This window comes from Hyphomicrobium sp. B1 (genome assembly GCF_049532635.1).
GTDB lineage: Bacteria > Pseudomonadota > Alphaproteobacteria > Rhizobiales > Hyphomicrobiaceae > Hyphomicrobium_B.
In genome coordinates, this window is record NZ_CP134871.1 from 516,620 (window position 1) to 542,493 (window position 25,874).

Sequence of the window (25,874 nt, forward strand, 5' to 3'; positions counted from 1 at the left end):
GCGCATGAGGCCAAGATGAATTCGCTCCCCCCCGCGACCACCGCTCAAGCCGAAAGCGTGACCGACGAAAAGCACCCCTACCGCATCGTCATCGTTGGAGGCGGCGCCGGCGGGCTTGAACTCGCAACGCAGCTTGGAAACAAGCTCGGAAAATCCGGTAAAGCGGAAGTCACCCTGGTCGACCGTGCTCGCACCCACATCTGGAAGCCGCTTCTCCACGAAATCGCGGCGGGCAGCATGGACACGGGCCGCCACGAGCTGCCTTACCAGGCGCAAGGTCACTGGCACGGTTTTCGTTACCGCTACGGCGAGATGATCGGTCTCGACCGCGCGGGCAAGCGCGTGCACCTCGGCGCGACGTACGACGAGGATGGTCGCGAGATCACGCCGGATCGCTGGTTCCCCTACGACACGCTGGTGATCGCTGTGGGCAGCATCTCGAACGACTTCCGAACGCCGGGCGTCAAAGAAAATGCAATCATGCTCGACACGCCTGAGCAGGCAGAGCGTTTCAACCGCCGCATTCTGAATGCGTGCGTGCGCGCCTATGCGCAGCCTGGCCCCATCAGAGACGGCCAATTGCACGTTGCCATCATCGGCGCCGGCGCGACCGGCACGGAACTGTCGGCGGAGTTGCATCACGCCGCGCGCGGCCTCGTGGAATTCGGTCTCGACAAAATCGATCCCGAGAAAGACTTCAAGATCACGTTGATCGAAGCCGCGCCACGCATTCTGCCCGCGCTGCCTGAGCGTCTCTCCAAAGCGACAACGAACATCTTGCACAGCATCGGCGTCGAAGTTCGCACCGGCAGCGCCGTGACGAACGTCAGCAAGGAAGGCGTGACGCTGGCGAATGGCGATTTCATCCCATCCGAGCTGGTAGTTTGGGCCGCGGGCGTCAAAGGCCCCGAAGTTCTATCGAACCTCGACGGCCTCGAAGTCAGCCGCATGAACACGCTCGTCGTGAAGCCGACGTTGCAGACGACCGTTGACGACAACATTTTCGTCATCGGCGACGCGGCCTATCTGGTGCCCGAAGGCGAGACGGCGCCTATTCCGCCGCGCGCTCAGGCGGCACACCAGGAATCGAGCCACCTCGTCACGCAGATTCAGCGCCGCATGAAAGGTGAGACGAAGCTCGCACCCTTCAAGTATCGCGATTTCGGTTCGCTTGTGTCGCTCGGCAAGTATTCGACCGTCGGCAACCTGATGGGCTTCATCGACGGCAAGTCGCTGCGCATCGAAGGCTGGTTCGCGAAGATCATGTACCGGTCGCTATACAAAATGCATGAGATCGCCTTGCACGGATACGTGAAGGTCTTCCTCGACACCCTGTCACGACTCCTGACGCGTCGCACGGAACCGCAGGTCAAGCTGCACTGATTGTTGGCGCCGCCGACACGCGTTTCGCGAGGCGGTCGGCGGCGCTACCGGCATAATCCACGGTTGTCAGCTTGGAGTCCGCGCGTGCGGCGGCCCCCGCCAAGCGGAGTCGCACGCGCCATCATAAAGCCTTAACTCCGCTCTCTCAGCGCCGTCAGCAGGTCCGCCGTCGGATAGCTGTCCGCCGGCAGCCCGAACTTCATCTGCATCGTTTTCACGGCTGCGCGCGTGTTGGCGCCGAGCTTGCCGTCAACCTCGCCGACGTCCAGGCCACGGCGCTTCAACAGGCTCTGAACCTCTTTGATCTGCTCGTAGCTGAGCGACGCGACGTTGCCGTCGGCCCGCGTCAGGTTCGGAGCACCAGCCATGCGAGCGGCAAGATGCGCCGCCGTCAGGGCATACGTCAGCGACTGGTTCCACTGCGTGTAAACGTCGAAATTCGGGTACGCCAGGAACGCGGGTCCGTGCCGTCCCATCGGCAAGACGAGCGACGCCGGGAGATTGTCGGCGGGCAGCGGCTTGCCGACGCCCTCGACGCCCCATGCCACCCATTGCGAGCGCGGCAGCTTGATCGCCAGATCCGCTTTGTCCCAAGGCAGATCCTTGGTGACGCGAACCTGTTCCAGCCACGGCTCACCACGCTTCCATCCCATCGACTTGAGGAAGTTTGCGGTCGAGCCGATTACGTCGGCGTTGTCGCGAATGAGATCGACGCGGCCATCGCCATCGAAATCGACGCCGTAGTTCAGATAGTGCTGCGGCAGAAATTGCGTCTGACCAAGCTCACCTGCCCACGATCCGATCATCTGATCCGGAGTGAGGTCGCCGCGCTCAACAATTTTCATCGCGGCAATCAACTCGCCCCGAAAGAAATCGCCGCGGCGGCAATCCCAGGCGAGCGTCATCAGCGAACGCAGAATGGACAGCTTGCCCATGCCGCCGCCGAAGTCGCTTTCGAGCGCCCAAAAGCCCGTGATGACCGGACCCGGAACGCCGTACTGCTGCTCCGCGCGATCAAAGATCGCCTTGTAGCGCTTGAGATACGTTTTACCCGTCTGCTCGCGGTTCTTGGTCGCAAGCTTGAAATAGAAGTCGATGAACGTCTGCGAAAAAAAGCCCTGCTTCCGGTCGCGAGCGATCGTACCCTGGTCCGGCGTCAGGCCCCCGATCGTTTCTTCGATCGTCTCCGGCCGAATGCCTTGAGCGATGGCGTCACGCTTGAAATCGGCGAGCCACTGGTTGAATGGCACGGTGTTCTGGCAATTGCGCTTGTTTGCCGGTGGCGTCGGCGTGTTCTCCGCATGGGCACTGGCGGAAAGCCCCGCAAGCATGAAAGAGGCGATCGCTGAAACGATAAAACCTGCGCGCATAGAGGAATGCCTTCGGCCGTTGACGTAGGGCCGGCACATTGCCGACAGTCTGGAGAGCGTCAAGAGACTATGGCCTCAGTGAGGCCTTTAGCGCATTCGTCTACGCACTACCGATCAGAATGCCAACAGCAAAGACGATCAGACCGCCGACAACCACCTCCAGCGCCGCTCGCCAGAACTTCGTTTCCATGTACCGCGAGCGGATTCCCGCAATAATCCAGAGTTCAATGAACACCACACCGATTGCGATCGTGGTAGCCGTCCGAAAATCGGAAATGAGATAGGGCATCGTATGCCCGAGGCCGCCGACCGTCGTCATCGCGCCCGTTACCGAACCGCGGAGCCAAGGGTTGCCGCGGCCCGAAATCTCGCCGTCATCGGACAAAGCTTCGGCAAACGCCATCGAAATGCCGGCGCCGATCGACGCCGCGATGCCGACGAGAAACGTCTGCCAGGTGTTATGGGTCGCAAATGCCGCCGCAAAGATTGGCGCCAGCGTCGAGATGGAGCCGTCAATCAGGCCGTTCAATCCCGGTTGCACGTACTGGAGAACGAAGGACCGTCGCGCGGTCTCGTCTTCGCTCAAACGCGCCTCATTCGTCAGCTCAACATCGGCGAGATGCTGCGCGATGCTTATATGCTGGCTTTCCGTCTCCAGGAGATCGCCGAGCAACTTGCGGATGTCGGCGTCCGTCGCCCGCTTCAACGCCGAGGCATAGAATTCGCGCGTTTCCTCCTCGATCTCCTGTGCCTGCCGGCGAACTTTCCCGATGCCGAGTGGCCGCACCATCCAGATCGGATCATGCCGCACGAGGCCCGAAACGTCGTGGCGGCGGATGAGCGGAATGTGATTGCCGAACTTGCGCTTGAAAATTTCGATCAGGCTGCGCCGGTGGGCGTTTTCCTCTTCGCCAAGCTCCGTGAAAATCTTTGCGCTGGCCGGATACTCGGCGCTGAGACCGGCGGCATAATCGGAATAGATCCGGCTGTGCTCCTCTTCCAGGGAGATCGCGAGGGCAAGAATCTCGCGCTGATCGAGATCGGTGAAACGACGCATGGCGGCCTGATTAAAATTTAGAATTATTCTAATTTAACATCCTGCCAGCCGGTCGTACAAGATCCCTCATGTCGCGGCGATGATGGCACAAGGGAAGTCGTGGCCGGATCAAACGAAAACGCCGGCCCAACGGACCGGCGCTGCCGAAGAAGAAAAGCTCGGAGATATAAATGCCTTAGCGCGAATTCGGCTTATTCATGCCTTTGACGGCGTTCTGCTGCGCTTCCATCCAACTCGACATGGCCTGCTGCCAGCCCTTCTGCCACATTTCGGCAGCCTGCATCCAAAACTGGATGGGGTTCGTGGCGCCAGCCGCGAAATCGGGCATGCCAGGGAAGCTTGCCCCCGCGCCGGGGAACTGCGGCATGCCGGCGCCGAAGCCTGAAACATTCGAGAAGTTGGGGAACTGGCCCGGCGCTCCCAGCGCCTTGACCTGCTTTTCCCAGACATCCATGACCTGATCGACCGCCTGCAATTGCAGCTTGGAAGCGCTCAGCATCTGTTTCCGGCTCAACTCGACGAAATCAGTGGGCCAGCCGAGCGACTTTGCCGCTTCGGCCATCTTGTCGAACACAGCGTTGCTGTTCTTTTCACCCAGTTCGGCGAGTTCGGCCCGCCAATTCGACATGGCGTCGAAAGCCTGTATGACCGCCTTCTTTGTATCCTCGCCGAGTTTCGTGAAAGCCGGGTTGGCTTCGAAGGGTGAGTTCGCCATATCGCTTCTCCAGGGGCTCATGATCGGCACAGAGGGACGGTGAGCAATTTTCGCACACCCCACCCCCGGTTGCCACACCTCTTATAGGCCATGCGGCGATCAAAACGGCTCGGAAGTCGCCCTAAAGCCTTAACGCCCCTTTTGCCGCCCAGTTCCGGGTGCTATGAGCCCGGCCCATGACAGCCATTTCACACATTCGAAATTTTTCGATCATCGCCCACATCGACCACGGCAAATCGACCTTGTCCGACAGGCTGATTCAGCTCTGCGGCAACGTCTCGAACCGTGAGATGAAGGAGCAGATCCTCGACTCAATGGACATCGAGCGCGAGCGTGGCATCACCATCAAGGCGCAGACCGTCCGTCTCGACTACAAGGCCAAAAACGGCGAAATCTACCAGCTCAACCTGATGGATACGCCCGGTCACGTCGACTTCGCCTACGAAGTCTCGCGCTCGCTGGCGGCCTGCGAAGGCGCGATCCTCGTCGTCGACGCGAGCCAAGGCGTCGAGGCCCAGACGCTGGCCAACGTCTACCAAGCGCTCGACAACAACCTCGAAATCCTCCCCGTACTGAACAAGATTGATCTGCCTGCGGCCGATGAGGACCGCGTCAAAAAGCAGATCGAAGACGTCATCGGCATCGACGCCTCCGACGCGATCGGCGTCTCGGCCAAGACGGGCCTCAACGTCGAAGCTGTTCTCGAAGCTATCGTCGAGCGCCTGCCTGCTCCGGAAGGCGACGCTAAGAAGCCGCTGAAGGCCATGCTCGTCGACAGCTGGTACGACGCCTACCTTGGCGTCGTCGTGCTCGCCCGCATCATTGATGGCACCCTAAAAAAGGGCCAGCGCGTCAAACTGCTTTCGACCGGTGCCACCTATCAGCTTGAGCGGGTCGGCATCTTCCGTCCCAAGCAGCAGATGTTGGATCAGCTCGGCCCCGGCGAGATCGGTTTTTTCACGGCCGCGATCAAAGAGGTCGCCGACACCCGCGTCGGCGATACGATCGTAGATGAAAAGAACCCGGCGCCGGAAGCACTTCCGGGCTTCAAACCGGCGCAACCCGTCGTATTCTGCGGGCTCTTTCCGGTTGATGCCGCTGACTTCGAAGACCTGCGCGATGCGATGGCGAAGCTGCGCCTCAACGACGCGAGCTTCTCATTCGAAACGGAAAGCTCCGCCGCCCTCGGGTTCGGCTTCCGCTGCGGCTTCCTCGGTCTTCTCCATCTTGAGATCATCACCGAGCGTCTCGAGCGCGAGTTCAATCTCGATCTGATCACGACGGCCCCGAGCGTCATCTATCACTTGCACATGAACGACGGCACGATGATCGAGATGCACAATCCGGCCGACATGCCGGATGTCGTCAAGATTGATCACATCGAAGAACCGTGGATCGAAGCCACGATTTTGGTGCCGGATGAGTATCTCGGCGCGGTGTTGAAGCTCTGTCAGGATCGCCGCGGCCGCCAGAAGCAGCTCACTTACGCCGGTTCCCGCGCTATGGTCGTCTACGAGCTGCCGCTGAACGAAGTCGTCTTCGACTTCTACGATCGCCTGAAGAGCGTCTCGCGTGGCTATGCCTCATTCGACTATCACATCAAGGACTATGAAGAAGGCGACCTCGTCAAGCTGTCGATCCTCGTCAACAGCGAGCCAGTCGATGCGCTGTCGATCGTCGTCCATCGCTCACGCGCTGAAAGCCGTGGCCGCTCGATGTGCGAAAAGCTGAAAGAACTGATCCCGGCGCACCTCTTCCAGATTCCGATCCAGGCCGCCATCGGCGCCAAGGTCATCGCCCGCGAAACGATCAAAGCACTCCGGAAAGACGTTCTGTCAAAGTGCTACGGCGGCGACATCACGCGTAAGCGCAAGCTGCTCGACAAGCAGAAGGCCGGCAAGAAGAAGATGCGTGAATTCGGCAAGGTCGAAATCCCGCAAGAGGCGTTCATCAACGCCCTCAAGATGGACGACAACTGAGATCAAGCGGCGCGCTGGCAGCGCGAGTTTTTCGTTCGGCTGGCGGCCCGGTCCAGTGCTCAGGGATAACCGCCGAACGACTTCATCATTTCGTCGGCCGACGTGCGCCGCTTGACGGGTTTTGGTGGCAACGTCGTCCGTGTGACGGTCGGCTTCACGGCCGGAACCGGTTTCGGAATGGGCAGTCCGGTCGCCGGATCAATCGCAGCCGGCTGTCCGGTGGCAGTTTGTCCGCCACTCGCCGCGTTGCGGGCCTGACCATTCAAATTCTGCGGCTGGGGCTCCAATGTGGATCGATTGTACGGCTGTTGCCCCGCCCTGGAGGGAGGCGGCGTCGATCCGAAGAAATCATCCGGATCGTTCTCACTGGTGCCCTGAGACGGCGCCGCAGTCCCCGCCGACTCTGGAATGACCGGCGGCAATTGCTGCTGCTGGATCCTTTGCTGAGCCGCAGCGCGATCCGCTGCTTCTTTCCGCTTAACGTCCATTTCCTTCTGCAGCCGCGCGCGTTCTTCGTCCGCGCGCCGCGCCTGCTCGAGCTGCTCCACGTTGCGCTCCATCTGGCGCACCGCGAGTTCACGCTGCAGATCGCTGACATCGGCGCTCACCGATAGCGAGGCAAGCCGGCCGAGTTCCCCGCTGTAGAGCACGATTGCAGCCGGCAGTTCAGATTTCGTCGTGGCCGCGGCCTTGCGTTTTGCCGTCTGCGCCGCGGGTGCGAGCGCCGGCGGCACTACAGATGTCAGTTGGAACGAAGCGCTCATGCCAAGCGTTGCAAGATCAGCCGAGACAGCTCCCTCGGCCGTGCCGACCACGCTGCGCAGATCGATATTGCTGAGCTTCAGCGTTCCATCGGAAATGGAAATCGCAAGCTTGCGGTCTCCCAGCGCCAACTCGGACGATCCAACCTCGCTGACCAGCGCATTCGCAATAGATGACGGGTCATTCTGAACGGTGCCCGAGATCACATCGTCGACGACGTTCGTAACAGCGGTCGGCGACGGCCCTGTCAATCCGGCTCCGGATAGGGTTGCTGTACCCGATCCCGTCATCACGGCGATCAGCCCTGCCGGGCTTTGCGCCCGCGCTTCTGTATGCAGCTCGAAGGCGCCCGAGCCTTTGCCGCCCGAATTGAGCGTCGCCAGCTTCACATCATCAAGCTTCAACTCCGATGCGAATGCGACGCCGTTCGAAACCTTCTCCAAGCTGGCATATCCGGCGAACTGGCCACCGGCCGCCGCCGCTTTAATATCGGTGATCGACAGCTTTCCGGGCGCGAGCGCAACCATCATCGTGCCGTCGCCCGTCGCCAATCCCTCGCTCAACCCCAGCGATTTGAAACCAACCTTCAGCGCTACCATTGTGTTGCCGAGCGCTGCAAAATCAAAAAGCCCTTCCGGCCAGACTTGCGCTACAGCGGCGCCATTGACGGCGTTCGGATTAGGAGCACTTGGCGCTGCTGAGACGGGAACAGTCGAGGGCGCATCCGTCACGGCCGACAACAGGGCCGGAACCATAACGCGATTGGCGAATATATTGCCGTCGATCTTCGTCGCTCCGCTCGCAGTCGCAGCCGTCACCCGCCCCGACAGCAAGGATTCTCCCAGCGAGACGTTCTGCGCCGTGACGATCCACGCGCCCTTGTCGCGATGGAGATCCAACGTACCCTGCAACGGAACAGCCGTCAGACCGCCGGGCAACGATAGTCCGGCAACGGCGAAAGCTTGCGCGCTTTGTGCGGCTTTGACGTTGAGCAGCCCGTTCAAGGCAAGGTCCGATGTGTCCGGCCATTGGGCGCGCCCGCGGAACCGCATATCGAAATCTTGCGACGAAATCTCGATTTGCGACACGGCACCGGAGCCCAGCGTGCCACTGGTCAGCAGCGACGCCAACGCCGGCTTCTGCGATTCGGCTGCGATACCACTACTGTCTCGCCCGAGAGTCGCAAGAAGCCCGGACAGCGTCGGCGCATCGAGCGTCGCCTGCAGCCGGCTCGGCTGGGTGCGCCAATTCGCAATGCCCCCGTCGAACTCGGCCCTACCGTCAAACTTCGAACCGTCGAGCAGGCCATCGAACGTCAAGTCGGCGGTCTTCGGCCCTCGAAGACCCAGACGAACGAGGCCCGCGATCTTGCCGTCTTTCAATCCGCCGAAGCGATCCTCTCCGACCACATCGAGCAGACCGGCCTTGCGAATGAGATCCCGCATCGCATCTGCGGAAGGCCCGACAAGATCATAAGCCAAGGTCCCGACCGGACCGCTGTCCTGCGTTTCGATCCGACCCTCAAGCCCGATTTCGAGGCCGCTGTCTGTCGTCAGTTTCGCGACCGGCAGACTGACCTTCCGTCCCTGGATCGCGAACGACACGTCGACATCCCGGTAGCTATCTTGGCCATCCGTCAGCCGCCCCGCGATTACGCGCAGACGAACATCGCTCGGCAGGTCTTCGTCCGCTTTGCGATCATCCTTTCGAGACGCCAATCCAAGCGATTTGCGAAACTCGGAACGCAGCGCTTGGGAGATCTTCGGAAAGACCACCTGCGTATCCAGATCGGCGGCCTGAAGCGTCAGCTCCGTGCGCTCTCGATCTCCGTGCGTCACCTTGAGTTCGCCCGCGAGCGGCTTACCTGAAATGTCGCCCGACGCGTCTGTCAGGAAAAATCTCTTATCGTCAATTTCGAGCTTACCGGCCGCCGAGTATGCGCCATCGGCGTTAACGTCGATCGGAATGCCGGACTTATCCGCCCACGCCTTGAAACGCCCGAAGCTCGCCCCGCCGATGAACCCTCGGCCTAGGAAGCTCAGTTTGCCGTCCTTGCTCCTCAAATCGCCCGCGAGATCGAGACGCGATCCGCCCGGCAGGCTCACCTTGAAGGTCTTGAGATGCGTGACGCTGCCCTGCCGTTCGGCATCGATTGAAAGGCCGCCGGCATTCTCGCCGCCGATCTTGACCTGTTCGAGATTGATCTTCGCCGATGCCTGGCTGTCTCCCGCGACCGACTGCATCAGCCCAAGCGCGAGTTGCCTCAGCTTCGAAAACCCAGCGCCGCCCTTGCCTGCGCCCGCCAGCCAGTCGATGTCGAGCCATTTCGAATTGAGCGTCACATCAAGCCGCGGCGACGGCGACCAGCTTGCAACGGCCGCCCCCGTAATGGTCTGGGGTTCGGCAGCGTTATCGAGCGTCAACGTCAGGTTTTCGAGCTTGGCCGCCAGTGCATCCGCCGTCACATCGGAGCGAAGATCGATAAGCGGCGGCGGCGCTTTGCCGTTCGGTTCGACCGTTGGGCTTCCCGGCACTTGGACTTTCCCGGTCCATCGCCCCTTGAACGTTGTCTTTTCACTGGCGTTATAGACCCGCCCATCGAGCGTCAGAACGTTTGGCGAATGGTCTGTACGCGCTGAAAGCTTGAGTGCGAACCCGCCGTCACTTGCCGGAACGTCCGTTGCAAATTTGACGTCATGCTCGGCTCCGGCCCATGACGCCGAACCGTTGAACCGGAACGGCCCTCTGATCCCATCTGCCGAAAACACCCCGTCGATACCGTCAACGGCAGCGATCTGCTCCGACGCCGCGTTGTAGATCGACACCGCTCCGTCCGTGATCTGCACCGACCGCAGCGCGACGTCGCGCGGAACGAACGGCAAATCGCCTGCCCGCAATTCGATCTTCGACCAGTTACCGACGCCCTTGTCATCGACGGACAAGCTGAGAACGGGCTTTTCGAGTTCGATCTGGCTGGCTTCTAGTACGCCGCGAAGCATCGCCGCCACCGAAAGCCACATCGTGAAGCTGTCGGCGCGAATGAACGGCTGTCCAGTCTGGCCAGAAACGCTCGCGATACGGACTTTCTCGAATCGGACGTAGGGAACCGGCAGGATCTTTAAGTTGACGTTGCCACCGACGCGCACGTCACGGCTCAGCACCTTCGAGGCTTCTTCCTCGAAAACACCGCGATAGCTGTTCCAGTCGATGAAATTCGGCACGGCGAACAACGCTGCGAAAATAGCAACGAGGAGTCCGCCGAGGAATAATAGCCCGTTGTTCATGAGCGTCTCTTGCAGTCGTGCTCGACACGCAATGCACACCGGCAGACGTGATCGAAGCTACGCCCTTGCCGCGCCCACCTGTATGGCACGTGAGCACAATACTCTGAACTTGAAATTTGGCTCATTTCCAGGCGTTTGACGTTTTTTGGGCCGTATTTTGGTCTGCTGTTGCCGGAACCTCGATCCACCGCGGCGCCGCGCCGCGCCAGTTGTACGATCAGCTTCGGTGGGTTACCTGAGTTCCATGACCTCGATTCAAAAGCCGGACGCTGCCGGCGGCGCAGATTTGCCGCACGATGACGACGATCCGCCGTTCGATTTGCCCGACGCTCCCGCCGCGAAACCGCACGAGAGCGGCAAGAGTGGTATGTCGATTTCGGCGCGCGCCGTTGCGGCGTCTCGCGGCCAGCCTACGTATCTGGACGGCCTCAATCCGGAGCAGCGTGAAGCCGTCGAAACGACCGAAGGCCCGCTCCTCGTTCTGGCCGGCGCCGGAACCGGCAAAACTCGCGTTCTGACGACCCGCATCGCCCATATTCTGGCAACTGGCCGCGCCTATCCCTCTCAGCTTCTCGCCGTAACGTTCACGAACAAGGCCGCCCGCGAAATGCGCGAGCGTATCGGCTCGCTGATCGGCGGCACGCTGGAAGGCATGCAGTGGCTCGGCACGTTCCATTCGATCGGCGTCAAGATTCTGCGCCGTCACGTCGAACTCGTCGATCTGAAACCCGGTTTCACGATCCTTGACGACGACGATCAGGTTCGCCTGCTGAAACAAGTGATTGAGGCAGCAGGTATCGACAAGGACCGCTGGCCTGCACGCCAGCTCGCAAGTCTGATCGACAGCTGGAAAAACCGCGGCCTGACGCCCGACAACGTTCCAGGCGGCGAAGCCTTCTCCTTCGCGGCCGGCAAGGGCGCGCAACTCTACGCCGCCTATCAGGCGCGCCTCAAAGACCTGAACGCCTGCGACTTCGGCGATCTATTGCTCGAATGCATCCGTCTGTTCCGCCAGCACCCCGACGTGCTCGCCGATTACCATCGCCGCTTCCGCTACATCCTCGTTGACGAGTATCAGGACACCAACGTCGCGCAGTACCTGTGGCTCAGGCTTCTCGCGCAAGGGTCGCCGAACATCTGCTGCGTCGGCGACGACGATCAGTCGATTTACGGATGGCGCGGCGCTGAAGTCGACAACATCCTGCGCTTCGAGAAAGATTTCCCTGGCGCGAAAGTCATCCGCCTGGAGCGCAATTACCGCTCGACCGCCAACATTCTCGCCGCCGCTTCCGGCCTGATCGCTAAGAACAAAGACCGCCTCGGCAAGACGCTCTTCACCGACGGCGCTTCAGGCGCGAAGATCAAAGTCGCAAACTTCTGGGACGACGAGGCCGAAGCCCGCGCCATCGGCGACGACATCGAGAACCTGCAGCGCGCCCACGAACCATTGAACGATATGGCCGTGCTCGTCCGCGCCTCGTCTCAGATGCGCGCCATCGAAGACCGCTTCATCACGCTGGGCCTCCCCTATCGCGTCATCGGCGGCCCGCGCTTCTATGAACGCCAGGAAATCAAGGACGCAATCGCCTATCTCGACGTTGTCGCCAATCCAGCGAACGACTTGAAATTCGAGCGCATTGTCAACGTGCCGAAACGCGGCCTCGGCGATACGACGATCAAGCGCATTCACGAGCTGGCTCGCGCCCGCTCCATTCCTCTATATCAAGCCGCGCGCGAGATCATCGAAACCGACGAGCTGACGCCGAAAGCCCGAAAATCTCTATTCGATGTTACGCAATCGTTCGAACGCTGGCGCGCCAATCTGGAGCACATGCGCCACACCGACCTCGCCGAACTCATCCTCGATGAATCGGGCTACACGGCCATGTGGCAGGCGGACAAGAGCCCGCAATCGCAGACGCGGCTTGAAAACTTGAAAGAACTCGTGCGCTTCATGCACGACTTCGACACGCTGCAGGGCTTCCTCGAACATGTGTCGCTCGTCATGGACGCCGACCAGGGCAACGATGGCGACCGTGTCTCCTTGATGACGCTGCATGCCGCCAAAGGCTTGGAGTTCGGCATCGTTTTCCTGCCGGGGTGGGAGGAAGGGCTTTTTCCCCATCAGCGCTCGCTCGACGAAAGCGGGAAAGCCGGCCTCGAAGAGGAACGCAGGCTGGCCTATGTCGGGCTGACGCGCGCCAAGCGCCGCGCCAAGATTTCCTTTGCGCAGAACCGCCGCACGCACGGTCTCTATCAGTCGGCACTGCCATCGCGCTTCGTTGATGAGCTGCCCGAAGCCACCGTCGAGATTGTCGAAAGCGAGATGCCCTACGGCGGCCGGCAGAACCCGTTCGGCTTCGGCGGCTCGTTCGGCACCAGCCGGTTTGACCGCGCGGGCGGCGCCGAACCGTTCAAATCGAGCTACAATACGCCCGGCTGGCAACGCGCCCAGCAGTCCTGGAGCCGGAGTGATCAGAAACAAAAGAAGCGGTCACGCGGCCCGCTGACGCTCGAAGGCGAACTCGTCGCAGCGTCAACCGCCGCCGCCCCCTCGTTCAAGACTGGCACGCGGGTGCGTCACGAAAAATTCGGGCTCGGGACCGTCACCCACGTCGACGGCAACAAACTGACGATCGAGTTCGATGACGGCTCGACCAAACGGGTCGTCGCCAGTTTCGTTGACGTCGCATGACCAAACCGCTATAGTTAATACTCAGGTGGCGCCCAAGTCTCGCCGCCAGTTTCTTCATATTGCCGCAATTCTGAGGCATACGCTCCACTGCTCGTTGAGCTGTGGGGGTTCATCAGCTGCTGTAAATCTTTGCGCCGCCGGTTCATTACCGGCCGACGACGCATGCGTTGCGACCTAAGTTCCTGAAATAAAATGAAAAAAAAGTTGCGGGAGCGTGAAACTCGAGCGGGAATTCTTGGTTTGGGAGGGTAGAGTCCTTGAAAGGAGCTATCCATGAGCACTTACCGCTTTCCTCTGAGAGGTAAGATAGGCGTCGTGCGCGGGAAGGACGGGGAAACCCTGACGCGACGCATTGGTGCCCAGCGCGATTTGAGCCGGGCCAACCGGCGCAATTATGAATTAGCCGATATGCAACAGCCGCTGACCGAGGAGGAAGTCCGTAATCTTCCGGTCGCACATCGTTCTTCATCCTGATGACAGGCAAGAACAGCAAACCAGGACTCGAATGAACGGCATCGCAAATCGCGGTGCCGTTTATTTCTCTACAATCACCGTTATCAAGCCGCAGCCGCCCGCTTCACCTTCAACAAGTCCCACGCCGCATTGACCTGCTTGATCCGCTGCTCGCGATACCGCCGGTCGGCTTCGTTCTTGGCGTGATCCGGATGCCACGACATCCTCAGCGCGTCGACGATCTTCTTGACCGCCGCATCTGGTGCATCCGGGTTGAGACCCAGGATGCGGTAAGCCTCGAACACGGTTGACGGCACATCGGGCTCAGGCGCCGCCGACGCCCGCATCTCGGCCGAAGCCGGCATTGCCCCCTGCGCAATCCGGCTGACACGATCGAGATCCCGCACAATCGTCCGGATCGCGCTATTGACCCGCTCTACGCCAAGCTGCGCCTCACGACGTCCCAGATCCACGAGGCGATCATGCAAGCTATCGAGTTCCGACGTGAGGACGTCACGCAACAAGAGATCAGCTGGAAGCATCGAAACGAGAAACTCGGTTTCGTGCAATCGTGTACGGATCGGCGCCAGCATCTCAGAGCCGTCGTCGTCATCGTCGGCTGCTGACGATCCCGGCCGCCAAGACTCGAACCGCCGCTGAAACAGCGAGAATGGCGCTGCCGCGAACTCCCAGAATCGCGCCCCAGCCGGAACAGCGTTTCCGGCTCCGAATGAAAATTCGAACGCCATCAGCTGCCGCCGCCGCACCAGAACGATGCACGCGAGCAAGAGCGACACCAACAGCGTTGAAATCACGCCCGCTACTTTAAAGGCGTTGCCGGTCGCAGCCGGAGGCGCTGCGACGGGATCGACGACGGTCACCCAAGCCGCGGATTCAGGTTCCACCTTCTGCGCCGGCGCCTCGATCACCGCATCGCGCGATAGCTTCTCTGAGGTGACGCTCGGCAGCATTGTCGTTTTGCCGAACCCGGGAAGAACGAAGCGGCCTTTGAGGCGGCTCACCGGCGCATATCCTGGCGGGAGTTTTTCCGGCAGGACGACGCCCAACGCCTTGGCTGAAGCGGCCACCTTGGCCCAAGCAACGCGTTCCCCGCCACACTCGACGGTGAACTTGTGGACCATCATCGTTTCACAGGTCCAAGCCGCTGAAGATGCACAAGCTGTAAAAGGCTGATCTTCCCGTGGCCCGACAATCCGGTACGTTGTCATTTCGGATGGAGCGAGACGCGGAACGCCTCTATCCATTGTGCAGGAATAAGGTAGAACGAGCTCGTCAGCCGCCGCGGCGGTGCTCGCAAGGGCCGTGCACACAGCAAAGCCCAAGGCTAAAAAACGCAAAGCCCCCATTTCGCGCCCCCGCAAAATCCCCTGTCGTGCCGCCGTTCATGATCCTAGCTAAACAGCGGCAACACTGTGGCGAAAGAGCAAGTTATAAACGCAAATTATACAAGGCATGCGTGCATTTAATGATGTACCATCAACCAAGTAGCGGACAACAAGTCCTTTGATCCTTGCGCCACGGCACGCGTCATTTTTCGGCGAAGAAGTGCTGACACGCTCGAAAATTCTCCGGTGACTCTATATGAGGTCCCGGGGGCAAGAAACTGGATCGCAAAGCAAGTTCGGGGGAGAGCATAATGGCGGCGACGGACTTTGCATCGGGTCGAATGCGCCGGAAGCAAAGCCTGTACGACAGGCTCTCGGATCTGGCCGACCTCGATCCAAAGCCAGCCGCGATGCCCGAGGACGCCGCGCGCGAACCCATCGATATTCTCGCGCCGGACGATAAGCGCAAACGCGAACGTTTCATCCCGGTGACGCGGTTCGCGCTGCTTGACCGCCTGACGCAGACGCACCTCTGGGCGCCCGGCCGGGCCGCCGAGGCACGGCGCTTCTTCCGCTATCTCGATTACTGGCGGCAGCAGCAATATTTCTCGATGCTGCTGGAACTCGAACAGACGTATGAGGCGTTCTCGCCCGATAGCGACCTCCTGATGACCCGCAAGTTCTCCGACGACGATCGCGAGGTCTTGCAGCATCGGGTCTTCGAAGGCGTCGAAAGCCTGCTCGTACGCGCCAACTACGAGCGCATCGATCCCAACGACGTCGAAGTCATCCTCACTCGCGAAAGCCATTACGGCCTCGATCTCTTCGTCGATATGAAAGCTTTCGAGCGGATTGCGATCTACTATCGCGGCGCTTCAAACCGGAAATACGAGAAACGCTCCCTGCGCAAATTCCTGCACAAGGAAGAGTTCGACGTACCGATTTTCCAGCGTCTGTTCCTGATGTTCAAACTGAAGACCACCGAGACACGCGTCGAAGAAGTCATGCGCGAGAAGAAGATATCGCGCGATGCCGCGGAAAAATGGGTCGAACATCGTCGCCAGCATCTGCCGCCCAGCATCAACGACAGAAACATTTATCTAAAGCTCTTCAAGAATATTCCGCGCACTGACGTTGAGATGATCTTCCCGAACACCGAAGTGCGCTTTCGCGCCATGGACAAGCTACGCCTGGGCGTGACGGCCGGCGGCGGGCTCGGCATGGGCGCAGTCGGAGCGGCGGGCAAACTCGCGCTGGTGTTGAGCAATCCGATTGCAGCCATCGGCGCGTTGGCGGGCCTTGGCGGCATCGCCGTCCGCCAAGCGATGGGCTTTCTCAATCAGAAACAGCGCTACATGGTCGTGATGGCGCAGAACCTCTATTTTCACACCATGGCCGACAATCGCGGCGTCATCCTGAAAATCGCAGCGCGCGGCGCCGAGGAAGACGTGAAAGAGGAAATGCTGCTCTACAGCGTCCTCGCCAAGGAGCCCGCGACCCGCGCCGACCTGCCCTCCATCGACCTCGCCATCGAAAACTACCTGACGCGCACGTTCGGTATGAAAATCGACTTCGAGATCGACGATGCTTTGGATCGGTTAATCCGCGATGGAATCGTAACTGAAAAGCCCGACGGCACTTTTGTCACGTTGCCGCCGGCCGAGGCGGCGAAGCACATCGACGACAAATGGGATTTGTTCCTCGATCACCTGCCCGATCCGATTACCTCCGAGGGCTATGAATACGAGGGCAAATCCGTCCCCAACCCTTAGCATCCGATGTCAGTCAGAAAAGTCACAGCTCTTTTCGCCGATCGCACGCTCGCGTACGCGACCGGCAACGCCATGCAAGATCTGCTTGAGCCGCCGCCCGATGCGCTGACCGTCTTCGAAGACGGCCCGGATCGCTGGCGCGTCGAAGCTTATTTCGACGCCGAGTCCGGCGAACGCAACGTTGCCGCTGAACTGGCCGCGTTCGTCGAATGGCCGCTGCCGCCATTCGAAACAGAAGCGGTGCCGGAGTTAAACTGGGTCGCGATTTCGCAAGCTGCCCTGCCACCCGTGCCCGCCGGTCGTTTCACGATCCATGGCAGCCACGATAAGGGCCGTGTCGCGCACGGACCGAACGCCATCCTGATTGACGCGGGCGAAGCCTTCGGAACGGCGCACCATGCGACGACGCTTGGATGCCTTCTCGCCATCGACCGGCTGACGCGCGCGCACGCTTACAAGAACATGCTCGACCTCGGCTGCGGCTCGGGCGTGCTCGCCATCGCTGCCGCCAAGGCCATGCCGCACACACGCATCGTCGCCGCCGACATGGACCCGCAGTCTGTCAAGGTCGCAAGGGAAAACGTCCGCCTCAACGGTGCAGGCAAACGTATCGCGCTGTTCGTCGGTAACGGTCTTGGACATCCGAGAGTTCGCGAGCGCGCACCCTTTGATTTCCTGGTCGCAAATATCCTGGCGGGACCGCTGATTTACCTTTCGTCGTCGATTGCCCGCGCCGTCATTCCAGGAGGAACACTGGTGCTCTCCGGCATTCTCTTGCCGCAAGCGCCCGAGGTCATTGCGACATACCTGGCTCACGGCTTCACCCTTCAGCGCCACGACCGCATCACCGGCTGGTCGACCTTGACCTTCTGGCGGCGTTGAAATCTCACCGCCCGGTGCTTAGAAAATCAGCCATGCTGCAGACATTCCATTCCTTGTCCGAGCCCGAACGCGTTGCGGAACGCGTAAAGGCGCTCCGCGCCTACATGGCGAAGTCGGAAATCGACGCCGTTCTTGTTCCCCGGTCCGATAAGCATCAGGGCGAATATGTTCCGGCCTGCGCCGAGCGCCTGAAATGGCTGACGGGGTTTTCGGGCTCCGCCGGCATCGCCGTTGTCGGCAAGAAAGCCGCCGTGCTGGCGATCGACGGCCGGTATACGGTTCAGGCCGCCGCCGAAACCGACACAAAAGTTTTCGAAGTTTCGCTCTTGTTACGTCCGAAGCTGGCGGACTGGTTGATCGCGAACGTCGCCAAGGGTGGCACGGTCGGATTCGACCCTTGGAACCACACCGCCGGAGAGATCAATCGCCTGACGGCGGCACTCGCGCCGAAAGGCATCAAGCTCAAGGCACTGTCGAAAAATCCGATCGACGTTCTGTGGGGCAAGGACCGCCCTAAGCCGCCGCAAAATCCTGTCATCGCCCAGCCGATTGCCTTTGCAGGCCGAACGGCCGCCGACAAAATCTCCGAATTGCAGACGCGCTTGAAACAAGACGGCCAGAGCGCCGTCATCCTGACGCTGCCGGATTCGATCTGCTGGCTGTTCAACATTCGCGGCAGCGACGTTGCACATAACCCTGTCGTTCTCGCTTTCGCCATCGTTCCCGCGAGTGGCAAAGCCGAACTCTTCATTGCGCCCGATCGCCTCGACAACGAAGCCCGCGCCGACGTCGCACCCGTCGCCAGGCTGCTCCCACCCGCGATGCTGCCGGACCGCGTAAAAGAGCTGAAAGCCAAAGGCAAACGGGTTCGCCTCGATCCCGAAACAGCTGCCTATTGGTTCGAGCAAAAGCTCGGTGCCAAGCTCATCTCGCGCGGCCAGGATCCGTGCATCCTTCCCAAAGCCATCAAGTCCGATGCGGAGGTCGTCGGTGCACGCGCCGCCCATGTCCGCGACGGTCACGCCGTGGTACGTTTCCTCGCCTGGCTCGATGACTGGGCATCCGACGGCACGCTCGACGAAATCACCGCCGTGCAGAAGCTCGAAGAATTCCGCCGCGACACCAACATGCTGCGCGATGTGAGCTTCCCGACGATCTCCGGCTCCGGCCCAAACGGCGCCATCGTGCATTACCGCGTCTCCGACGAAACCAACCGCCGCGTGAAGCCCGGAGAACTGTTCCTGATCGACAGCGGCGGCCAGTATCCTGATGGCACCACCGACATCACCCGCACGATTGCCGTCGGCAAACCGACCAAGGACATGCAGCGGCATTTCACGGCTGTCCTGAAAGGTCATATTGCAGTCGCAACAGCGCGCTTTCCGAAAGGCACTCGCGGCATCGACCTCGACCCGTTCGCACGTCGCGCACTTTGGCAGATCGGCGCTGACTTCGATCACGGCACAGGCCACGGAATCGGCAGCTATCTGTCAGTCCATGAAGGACCGCAGTCGATCTCGCGCGCCGGCATGGCGCCGTTGCACCCCGGCATGCTGATCTCGAACGAACCCGGTTATTACAAGGTCGGCGAATACGGCATCCGCATCGAAAACGTGGTGCTCGTGACGATGCCCGACACCGTCGAGGGCGGCGACCGCGAAACGATGGAGTTCGAAACGTTGACGCTCGCACCCATCGACCGGCGGCTCATCCTTCCCGAGATGTTGGAAAAGAGCGAACTCGACTGGCTCAACGCCTATCACAAGCGCGTCTACGATACGCTTGCGCAGGGCCTCGATCCTTCGACGCGCAATTGGCTGAAGCAGGCGACGGCACCGGTTTAAACGAGCTGCTCACGCCTGCCCGATCAGCGCGAGCCAATCGTCTTCATCGAGCACGGTAACACCCAGCGCCCGTGCATTATCGAGCTTCGAGCCCGCTTCCGCGCCTGCAACGACGTAATCCGTCTTCTTCGAAACGGAACCTGAAACCTTCGCGCCGAGACGCTCCGCCTGTGCTTTCGCTTCATTGCGCGTTAGCTTGGTCAACGTTCCGGTGAAGACGACCGTCTTGCCTGTGACCGGCGACGCTTTCGTTTGCGTACGCACAAAAGGTGTAACGGTCACTTCCTTCAACAGTGCGGCGATCTGTTCCTGGTTGTGGTCCTCACCGAAGAAATCGACCAACGCATCGACCACCGTCTCGCCGATGCCTTCGATATTGTCGATATCCTGATAGGCGTCGCTTCCTTTTCCACCCTCGACCGCCGCATCGACGGCCGAACGCAGCGCTTCAAGCGTGCCGTATGCCTTGGCAAGGTCTTTGGCGGTCGTCTCGCCAATATGCCGGATGCCGAGCGCGAACAGGAAGCGATCAAGCGGCACCTCACGGCGCGCGTCGATGGCGGCAAACAGCTTGCGGACCGACGTTTCCTTGAAACCGCGGACTTTCAACAGCGGTTCGTCCGACGCCTTATCGCGGGCTTCCAGCGTGAAAATATCCGCAGGCGATTTGATCCGCCCCGTATCGAAGAAAAACTCGATCTTCTCCGTGCCCAATCCCTCAATATCGAAGGCATTGCGCGACACGAAATGCTTCAGACGCTCTTTGACTTGCGCCGGACAAATGAGACCGCCCGTGCAACGGCGCACGACGTCCGCCTTGCCCGTTTCCTCGACGGCCTCTCGCACTGCATGACTGCCGCACACCGGGCAAACGGTCGGGAACTTGAATGGATGCGAGTGCGAGGGGCGCTTCGCCAGCACGACTTCGACGACCTGAGGAATGACATCGCCCGCTCGCTGCACGATGACCGTATCGCCTTCGCGAATATCTTTGCGCGCGATCTCATCTTCGTTGTGCAGCGTCGCGTTCGACACGACGACGCCGCCGACCGTCACGGGCTTCAGCTTCGAGACCGGCGTCAGCGCACCCGTGCGCCCCACTTGAATATCAATCTTTTCAAGAACGGTCGTCGCCTGCTCGGCGGCGAACTTGTGCGCAATCGCCCAGCGCGGCGAGCGCGACACAAACCCCAACCGTTCCTGGTAGTCGAGCCGGTTCACCTTGTAGACGACACCGTCGATGTCATAGCCCAGCGACGCGCGCTTCTCTTCGATATTGCGATAGAACGCCAGCAGCTCCTCCGTCGTCGTCGCGATCCGCATCAGTGGATTGACCGGCAATCCCCAATGCGCGAACGCTTTGACGACGCCCGCTTGCGTGTCCGCCGGAAGTTTCGAAACCGCACCCCACGCATACGCGAAAAAACGCAGCGGGCGCTTCGCCGTAATCGACGCATCGAGCTGCCGAAGCGAACCGGCAGCGGCGTTGCGGGGGTTGGCAAAGATCTTATCGCCGCTTTCAGCCTGTGCGGCATTCAACGCTTCGAAATCTTTGTGGCCGAGATAGATCTCGCCGCGAATGTCGATCAGCTCGGGAATGTCCTTGCCCTTGAGCTTATGCGGAATCTCGCGAACTGTCTTGATGTTGGCCGTAACGTTCTCGCCTTCCGCCCCATCGCCGCGCGTGGCGGCCTGCACCAACTCGCCATGCTCATAGCGGATCGAAATCGAAAGCCCGTCGATCTTCGGCTCGGAAGTCACTTCGAGCGTGTCGTCTTCGCCGAGCATGAGAAAACGGCGCACCCGCTCGACGAAATCGACGACGTCCTGATCGTCGAACGCGTTGCCCAGCGACAGCATCGGTACGTCGTGGCGAATCTTGCCGAACGCCGCGACCGGAGCCGCACCGACCTTCACCGTTGGGCTGTCTTCGCGCCGAAGCTCGGGATGGGCTTTCTCAAGATCACCAAGACGGCGACGCAGCGCATCGTATTCGGCGTCGGAAATCTCCGGTGCGTCATGCCGGTAATAAAGCTGATCGTGATGCGCGATTTCGGCTGATAGCCGGGCAATCTCGTCGGCAGGCGTCCCGCTTCCCGCTGACGCCGCTGAGACGGTCTTGCGCTTCTTTCTTGATTTGGCGTCAGACATCGTAATTTTCAAAGCATCGGAAAAAGCACAAGCCCGAAATAAAATCGGGCCCCGCTTTCAGATCTAGCACAATGTGGAGGGTGTGACAGCGACAGGTTCCACCCGCCGGACCGACAAGATCAGCCGCTACCCATGCTGATGCTCGGCATCTTGATCGTCGGGACCGAGAGCTTCGGAACGGAATTCCAGGTCTTGCTCAGCCAGGAATCGCTGTCCTCGCGTGGCGCCAGACCGCCCGATTCCAGTAGAGCGTAGGAATCCTTGTACCACTTGCTGTCGGGATAGTTGTGCCCAAGGATCGCCGCTGCGTTCTGGGCTTCCTTGGTGATGCCGAGCGCCATATAGCATTCGACAAGACGCGCCAGCGCCTCCTCGACATGCGCCGTCGTCTGATAATCGCTGACGACCGTCTTGAAGCGATTGATGGCGCCGACGTAGTTGTGCCGATCAAGATAATACCGCCCGACATTCATCTCTTGAGCGGCGAGATTGTCCAAGCAGATGCGGATTTTGTTGTCGGCGTCCTTAGCGTACTCGCTGTCCGGATAACGCGCCTTCAAGATTTTGAGCTGCTCAAGCGCCTTGCGAGCCGCCGTCTGATCGCGGTCCGCCTTGTTCATCTGATCGAAATAGGCTTCCGCGATAATATGGTGCGCCATCGGCGCTTCTTTCGTGCCCGGATGCATCGCGACGTAACGCTCGGCCGAGGCGATCGCTTCCGGCGCCTTGCCGGCACGATAATACGCATATGCGGCCATCACAATCGATTTGCGCGCTTCCTGCGAATAGGGGTGGTCACGATCGACGGCTTCGAACTTCGTCGCGGCGTCTTCGAAATTGCCTTTCGTCATCATCGCGTCGGCGTCGGCGAACATCTTCGCTGGCGGATCGGGATTGAGCGCAGCCGTATCGAGCTTCGGTCCATTGCTGCAACCGCCGACGGCAAGCATCGAGAACGCGAGCACTAGCAACACCGACACTGTGCTCACGATTTTCAGAAGATGCCGTGCCGATATCATCATACGCCGCGTTGCTTCCAAAAGAGGCCGACGGCTGCGTTGCTGTCGACCACACGTCTCAACGATCGCAAGCGGATAGCACCCCGAGACGCGCCCCGAAAGATGAATCGTCGGCAGCGCGCTGTCTGCTAACAGCCCCGTGTGGCGAGTGTATCGTCAGAATATGGTGCATTCCAGGCCGTCGATTGGGCCAGGAGCACCAGCCGACGGGAATAAGCCGAAGCTTATTCCGCGGCGACAACCGTCTCAGACACGATCTGAACCGGCGAGCGGCTTGCACGGGTGCGCGGTGCCTGTGCGTATTCCCAGTTCGACGCATCGGCGAACAGGGCCTGAAGCACCATCGAGTTGAGCTTGTGGCCACCCTTGTAAGAGCGATACGCGCCAAGGAGCGGCATCCCGGCGAGCGCCAAATCGCCAACCGCGTCGAGCATCTTGTGACGCACGAACTCCTGCGGATAGCGAAGACCGTCGCGGTTCATGACCTTGCCGTCACCGATCGCAACCGTGTTGGTGAGGTCGGCTCCGAGTGCAAGACCTGCCTTCCACAACTTCTCGACGTCGCTCATGAAGCCGAACGTGCGAGCGCGGGAGATCTCGTGGCGGAAAACGCCGGGGCTCATTTCGTACTGCAGCCGCTGGCGACCGATCACCGGCGTTGCAAAATCGATTTCAACGTCCATGCGGAACCCGGCATGCGGCTCAAGTTCGCCCCAGCAGCCGTTTTCTTCTACCCGCACAGGTTTGAGAACTTTGATGTATTTGCGCGGCTCTGAAAGCTCGCGAATGCCGACCCGGTCAATGGCATCGACGAATTCCGCCGAGCTGCCGTCCATGATCGGAACTTCTTTGCTGTCGATCTCGATATAGAGGTTGTCGATCGAGAGACCGCGAAGCGCGGCGAGGAGATGTTCGACTGTGCTGATTGTTGTGCCAGCGCTGTCGCCGATGACGGTACAAAGTGTAAGATTTTTGACGTTCGCTACGTGTGCCGCGATTTCCGAGACGACTCTTCCTCGTTTTGTAACGAGAAAGCGGAGCCCAGTATCAGCCTCTGCTGGATGCAGTGTGAGTGATACCGGAGCTCCGCTGTGCACCCCCGTGCCTGTCAACTGGATCTCGCGGGCAAGCGTGGTTTGCCGCGCACCGATGAATCGATTCGACATACAGCGCCGTCCCTCATTCTCTTGGCGGACCGCTGCTCCCCAGCATATGCGGCCAACCACCCCCTGACCTACCTTGAAGTCCTTCTGATTCTATCAGCTCGTTCCAGCCTTATTTTGGCCGCGTCCGCTCTGATCAAAGGCTCATCACAAGTGGTCGATGCACAAAAGCTAACTGCTTCGCTAAACACCGACAAATCACGCTTTCTTACATTGTGTTACGCTTTAGCAACCATTCTTGACGTTTCCCGAGACCTGATGCAGCCGCATTTTGACCGCGTTCTTCACCCGAAAAATCGCACTCTCTCGCCACCTTTCTATCACGTTCGAAGCCGGAAATGTGGCGGCGAGAAATTCTATTCCGTATACGGCTGATTATCTCCGGCCTAAACCGGCAAAACGTCCCAAAAGGCCCGGTTTTCTTTGCTCTTCTGCATCTCTGCCGTGGGTCCGCGGAGCGCCGTTCTGACGCGCATTCCATTCCTTCTGCGCCTGCGGCGGAAATTCCTCGATGCCAGGCACCCGGCGCGCGCCACGCTGGATCTCCGTCGGGGCCTGCGGCTCGAATCGATGATCGTAATTTTGCGCCGGAGCGTCGGCCGGAAGGGGCGGGGTCCGTAACAATGCGTTACCGGACAGGGGAGGAAAATTTTCCAGCCCGTCCTCGATCATGACATTCCCTGGGGCTACCCAGCTGTCGCGGCCACCACGCGGTTGTTCTCTGTGGATAGGCTCAGAAAAATTCTGTGGTGCCGCAGCCGTCGGCGCCTGCAAAGCTTCAGCAAGACGCCGCTGCAGGTCGCCCGGAGGTGCGGGGAGCACGGCACTGCGTTCCACCTGCTGCTGTGGCGCTGCATGCTGCTGCGACATCTCCGCAGCCTGCTGCTGTGACTGGGGAGCATACGTGCCCTGACCGTGACCCTGCACCTGCTGCGCAGCGTTGAAGGCCGCCTGCTGGGCCATCATGCGTTCGGCCATCCGGTGATCCATACCCGATGCAACAATCGAGACGCGAAGACGATCGCCGAGCTGCTCATCGAATGTCGCACCCACGATGATGTTGGCATCGTGATCGACCTCCTGGCGGATGCGGCTCGCTGCCTCATCAACCTCATAGAGCGTCATGTCGCGGCCGCCGGAGATCGACAGCAGCAATCCCTTGGCGCCGCGCAGCGTCACGTCATCGAGCAGCGGATTGGCAATGGCTTCTTCCGCCGCGAGTATGGCGCGCTGTTCACCGGTCGCTTCGCCCGTGCCCATCATCGCCGTACCCATGCCGCTCATGATCGTGCGGACATCGGCGAAATCGAGATTGATAAGGCCTTCCTTGAGAACAAGCTCGACGATGCAAGCGACGCCCGAATAGAGCACCTGGTCGGCCAGAACGAAGGCTTCCGCAAATGTCGTCCGCTCATTGGCAATCCGGAACAGGTTCTGGTTCGGAATGACGATCAACGTATCGACGAGATGGCGCAGGTTTTCGACACCCGCCTCCGCAATGCGCATGCGCCGCGCGCCTTCGAATTGGAACGGCTTGCAGACGACGCCGACCGTCAGCGCTCCAAGCTCCCGCGCAATCCGCGCGATGACGGATGCCGCGCCCGTGCCAGTGCCGCCGCCCATACCGGCCGCGATGAACACCATGTGCGCGCCTGCAATATGCGTACGAAGCTCTTCGAGCGCTTCTTCCGCCGCAGCTTCGCCGATCTCCGGCTTGGCGCCTGCGCCGAGCCCTTCGGTCAGATTGACGCCGAGCTGAATGCGATGTTCCGCACTCGAAGCATCGAGCGATTGCGCATCCGTGTTCGCAACCACGAACTGCACGCCCTGAAGCCCGGCGGCAATCATGTTGTTGACGGCATTGCAGCCCGCGCCGCCGACGCCGATGACGGTGATCCGAGGCTTGGCGTCGACCAGCTTCGGCAGTTGCAGCTTGATGCTCATAGCGTCCCCGAGAATGATAGTTGGGCGTTCGGCACGACTGTTTCTGCCGCCAACG

Annotated in this window: 16 protein-coding genes; 7 read left to right on the top strand and 9 right to left on the bottom strand. The window is 60.5% G+C overall.

Annotated elements, in window-relative coordinates:
• Nucleotides 1–15 precede the first annotated feature (15 nt).
• Complete coding sequence (locus tag RLW55_RS02575; RefSeq protein ID WP_414461590.1) at nt 16–1,383, top strand: NAD(P)/FAD-dependent oxidoreductase; 1,368 nt, start codon at nt 16–18, stop codon at nt 1,381–1,383.
• Nucleotides 1,384–1,514: 131 nt separating this feature from the next.
• On the opposite strand, the gene RLW55_RS02580 is transcribed toward RLW55_RS02575, so the two are convergent.
• The 3 genes from RLW55_RS02580 to RLW55_RS02590 form a co-directional block, all read right to left on the bottom strand.
• Complete coding sequence (locus RLW55_RS02580; protein WP_423415474.1) at nt 1,515–2,753, bottom strand: lytic murein transglycosylase; 1,239 nt, start codon at nt 2,751–2,753, stop codon at nt 1,515–1,517.
• 100 nt (nt 2,754–2,853) lie between these two features.
• A complete protein-coding gene (gene mbfA / locus RLW55_RS02585) occupies nt 2,854–3,810 on the bottom strand; it encodes an iron exporter MbfA (protein WP_013946000.1) in 957 nt (318 codons plus the stop codon).
• 175 nt (nt 3,811–3,985) lie between these two features.
• A complete protein-coding gene (locus RLW55_RS02590; RefSeq protein WP_013945999.1) occupies nt 3,986–4,525 on the bottom strand; it encodes a hypothetical protein in 540 nt (179 codons plus the stop codon).
• Between the two features lie 176 nt (nt 4,526–4,701).
• Here RLW55_RS02590 and lepA point away from each other — a divergent pair, with 176 nt between their 5' ends.
• The gene (gene lepA, locus RLW55_RS02595) at nt 4,702–6,504 is read left to right on the top strand and encodes a translation elongation factor 4 (protein WP_013945998.1); all 1,803 of its coding nucleotides are present in this window, start codon (nt 4,702–4,704) and stop codon (nt 6,502–6,504) included.
• Nucleotides 6,505–6,563: 59 nt separating this feature from the next.
• On the opposite strand, the gene RLW55_RS02600 is transcribed toward lepA, so the two are convergent.
• On the bottom strand, nt 6,564–10,550 hold the full coding sequence (locus RLW55_RS02600; protein WP_423415475.1) for an AsmA family protein: 3,987 nt from the start codon (nt 10,548–10,550) through the stop codon (nt 6,564–6,566).
• 244 nt (nt 10,551–10,794) lie between these two features.
• On the opposite strand from RLW55_RS02600, the gene RLW55_RS02605 reads away from it, so the two are divergent.
• The gene (locus RLW55_RS02605; RefSeq protein ID WP_423415476.1) at nt 10,795–13,245 is read left to right on the top strand and encodes an ATP-dependent helicase; all 2,451 of its coding nucleotides are present in this window, start codon (nt 10,795–10,797) and stop codon (nt 13,243–13,245) included.
• Nucleotides 13,246–13,518: 273 nt separating this feature from the next.
• Entirely contained in the window at nt 13,519–13,719 is a 201-nt protein-coding gene (locus RLW55_RS02610) for a hypothetical protein (RefSeq protein WP_013945995.1), read from the top strand.
• 83 nt (nt 13,720–13,802) lie between these two features.
• Here RLW55_RS02610 and RLW55_RS02615 read toward each other — a convergent pair whose 3' ends face one another.
• Nucleotides 13,803–14,843, bottom strand: coding sequence for a J domain-containing protein (locus tag RLW55_RS02615; RefSeq protein WP_423415477.1), 1,041 nt, complete (start codon nt 14,841–14,843; stop codon nt 13,803–13,805).
• A 512-nt stretch (nt 14,844–15,355) separates the two neighbouring features.
• On the opposite strand from RLW55_RS02615, the gene RLW55_RS02620 reads away from it, so the two are divergent.
• From RLW55_RS02620 to RLW55_RS02630, 3 genes are read left to right on the top strand one after another with little or no spacing between them, the layout of a single operon-like run.
• Nucleotides 15,356–16,816 carry a TMEM143 family protein gene (locus RLW55_RS02620; RefSeq protein ID WP_423415478.1) on the top strand — a complete coding sequence of 487 codons (1,461 nt, stop codon included), beginning with the start codon at nt 15,356–15,358 and terminating at the stop codon, nt 16,814–16,816.
• A 6-nt stretch (nt 16,817–16,822) separates the two neighbouring features.
• A complete protein-coding gene (locus tag RLW55_RS02625) occupies nt 16,823–17,698 on the top strand; it encodes a 50S ribosomal protein L11 methyltransferase (protein ID WP_423415479.1) in 876 nt (291 codons plus the stop codon).
• A gap of 32 nt (nt 17,699–17,730) precedes the next feature.
• Nucleotides 17,731–19,542 (top strand): aminopeptidase P family protein, encoded by a 1,812-nt coding sequence (locus tag RLW55_RS02630; protein ID WP_423415480.1) that lies wholly within the window; start codon nt 17,731–17,733, stop codon nt 19,540–19,542.
• Nucleotides 19,543–19,551: 9 nt separating this feature from the next.
• Here the strand turns inward: RLW55_RS02630 and ligA are convergent, their stop codons facing one another.
• The 4 genes from ligA to ftsZ form a co-directional block, all read right to left on the bottom strand.
• Entirely contained in the window at nt 19,552–21,693 is a 2,142-nt protein-coding gene (ligA, locus tag RLW55_RS02635) for an NAD-dependent DNA ligase LigA (RefSeq protein WP_423415481.1), read from the bottom strand.
• Nucleotides 21,694–21,812: 119 nt separating this feature from the next.
• Nucleotides 21,813–22,715 carry an outer membrane protein assembly factor BamD gene (locus RLW55_RS02640; protein WP_409561968.1) on the bottom strand — a complete coding sequence of 301 codons (903 nt, stop codon included), beginning with the start codon at nt 22,713–22,715 and terminating at the stop codon, nt 21,813–21,815.
• A 221-nt stretch (nt 22,716–22,936) separates the two neighbouring features.
• A complete protein-coding gene (lpxC, locus tag RLW55_RS02645) occupies nt 22,937–23,878 on the bottom strand; it encodes a UDP-3-O-acyl-N-acetylglucosamine deacetylase (RefSeq protein WP_423415482.1) in 942 nt (313 codons plus the stop codon).
• 372 nt (nt 23,879–24,250) lie between these two features.
• Nucleotides 24,251–25,819, bottom strand: coding sequence for a cell division protein FtsZ (ftsZ, locus tag RLW55_RS02650; RefSeq protein ID WP_414461583.1), 1,569 nt, complete (start codon nt 25,817–25,819; stop codon nt 24,251–24,253).
• Nucleotides 25,820–25,874 lie beyond the last annotated feature (55 nt).

What these genes read in the sequence shown, in the direction of transcription:
- RLW55_RS02625 (WP_423415479.1), top strand. Translation starts at nt 16,823, where the DNA reads ATGTCAGTCAGAAAAGTCACAGCTCTTTTCGCCGATCGCACGCTCGCG.
- RLW55_RS02590 (WP_013945999.1), bottom strand. Translation starts at nt 4,525, where the DNA reads ATGGCGAACTCACCCTTCGAAGCCAACCCGGCTTTCACGAAACTCGGC.
- RLW55_RS02620 (WP_423415478.1), top strand. Translation starts at nt 15,356, where the DNA reads ATGGCGGCGACGGACTTTGCATCGGGTCGAATGCGCCGGAAGCAAAGC.
- mbfA (WP_013946000.1), bottom strand. Translation starts at nt 3,810, where the DNA reads ATGCGTCGTTTCACCGATCTCGATCAGCGCGAGATTCTTGCCCTCGCG.
- ligA (WP_423415481.1), bottom strand. Translation starts at nt 21,693, where the DNA reads ATGTCTGACGCCAAATCAAGAAAGAAGCGCAAGACCGTCTCAGCGGCG.
- RLW55_RS02575 (WP_414461590.1), top strand. Translation starts at nt 16, where the DNA reads ATGAATTCGCTCCCCCCCGCGACCACCGCTCAAGCCGAAAGCGTGACC.
- ftsZ (WP_414461583.1), bottom strand. Translation starts at nt 25,819, where the DNA reads ATGAGCATCAAGCTGCAACTGCCGAAGCTGGTCGACGCCAAGCCTCGG.
- RLW55_RS02600 (WP_423415475.1), bottom strand. Translation starts at nt 10,550, where the DNA reads ATGAACAACGGGCTATTATTCCTCGGCGGACTCCTCGTTGCTATTTTC.
- lepA (WP_013945998.1), top strand. Translation starts at nt 4,702, where the DNA reads ATGACAGCCATTTCACACATTCGAAATTTTTCGATCATCGCCCACATC.
- RLW55_RS02615 (WP_423415477.1), bottom strand. Translation starts at nt 14,843, where the DNA reads ATGATGGTCCACAAGTTCACCGTCGAGTGTGGCGGGGAACGCGTTGCT.
- RLW55_RS02605 (WP_423415476.1), top strand. Translation starts at nt 10,795, where the DNA reads ATGACCTCGATTCAAAAGCCGGACGCTGCCGGCGGCGCAGATTTGCCG.
- RLW55_RS02580 (WP_423415474.1), bottom strand. Translation starts at nt 2,753, where the DNA reads ATGCGCGCAGGTTTTATCGTTTCAGCGATCGCCTCTTTCATGCTTGCG.
- RLW55_RS02610 (WP_013945995.1), top strand. Translation starts at nt 13,519, where the DNA reads ATGAGCACTTACCGCTTTCCTCTGAGAGGTAAGATAGGCGTCGTGCGC.
- lpxC (WP_423415482.1), bottom strand. Translation starts at nt 23,878, where the DNA reads ATGTCGAATCGATTCATCGGTGCGCGGCAAACCACGCTTGCCCGCGAG.
- RLW55_RS02630 (WP_423415480.1), top strand. Translation starts at nt 17,731, where the DNA reads ATGCTGCAGACATTCCATTCCTTGTCCGAGCCCGAACGCGTTGCGGAA.
- RLW55_RS02640 (WP_409561968.1), bottom strand. Translation starts at nt 22,715, where the DNA reads ATGATGATATCGGCACGGCATCTTCTGAAAATCGTGAGCACAGTGTCG.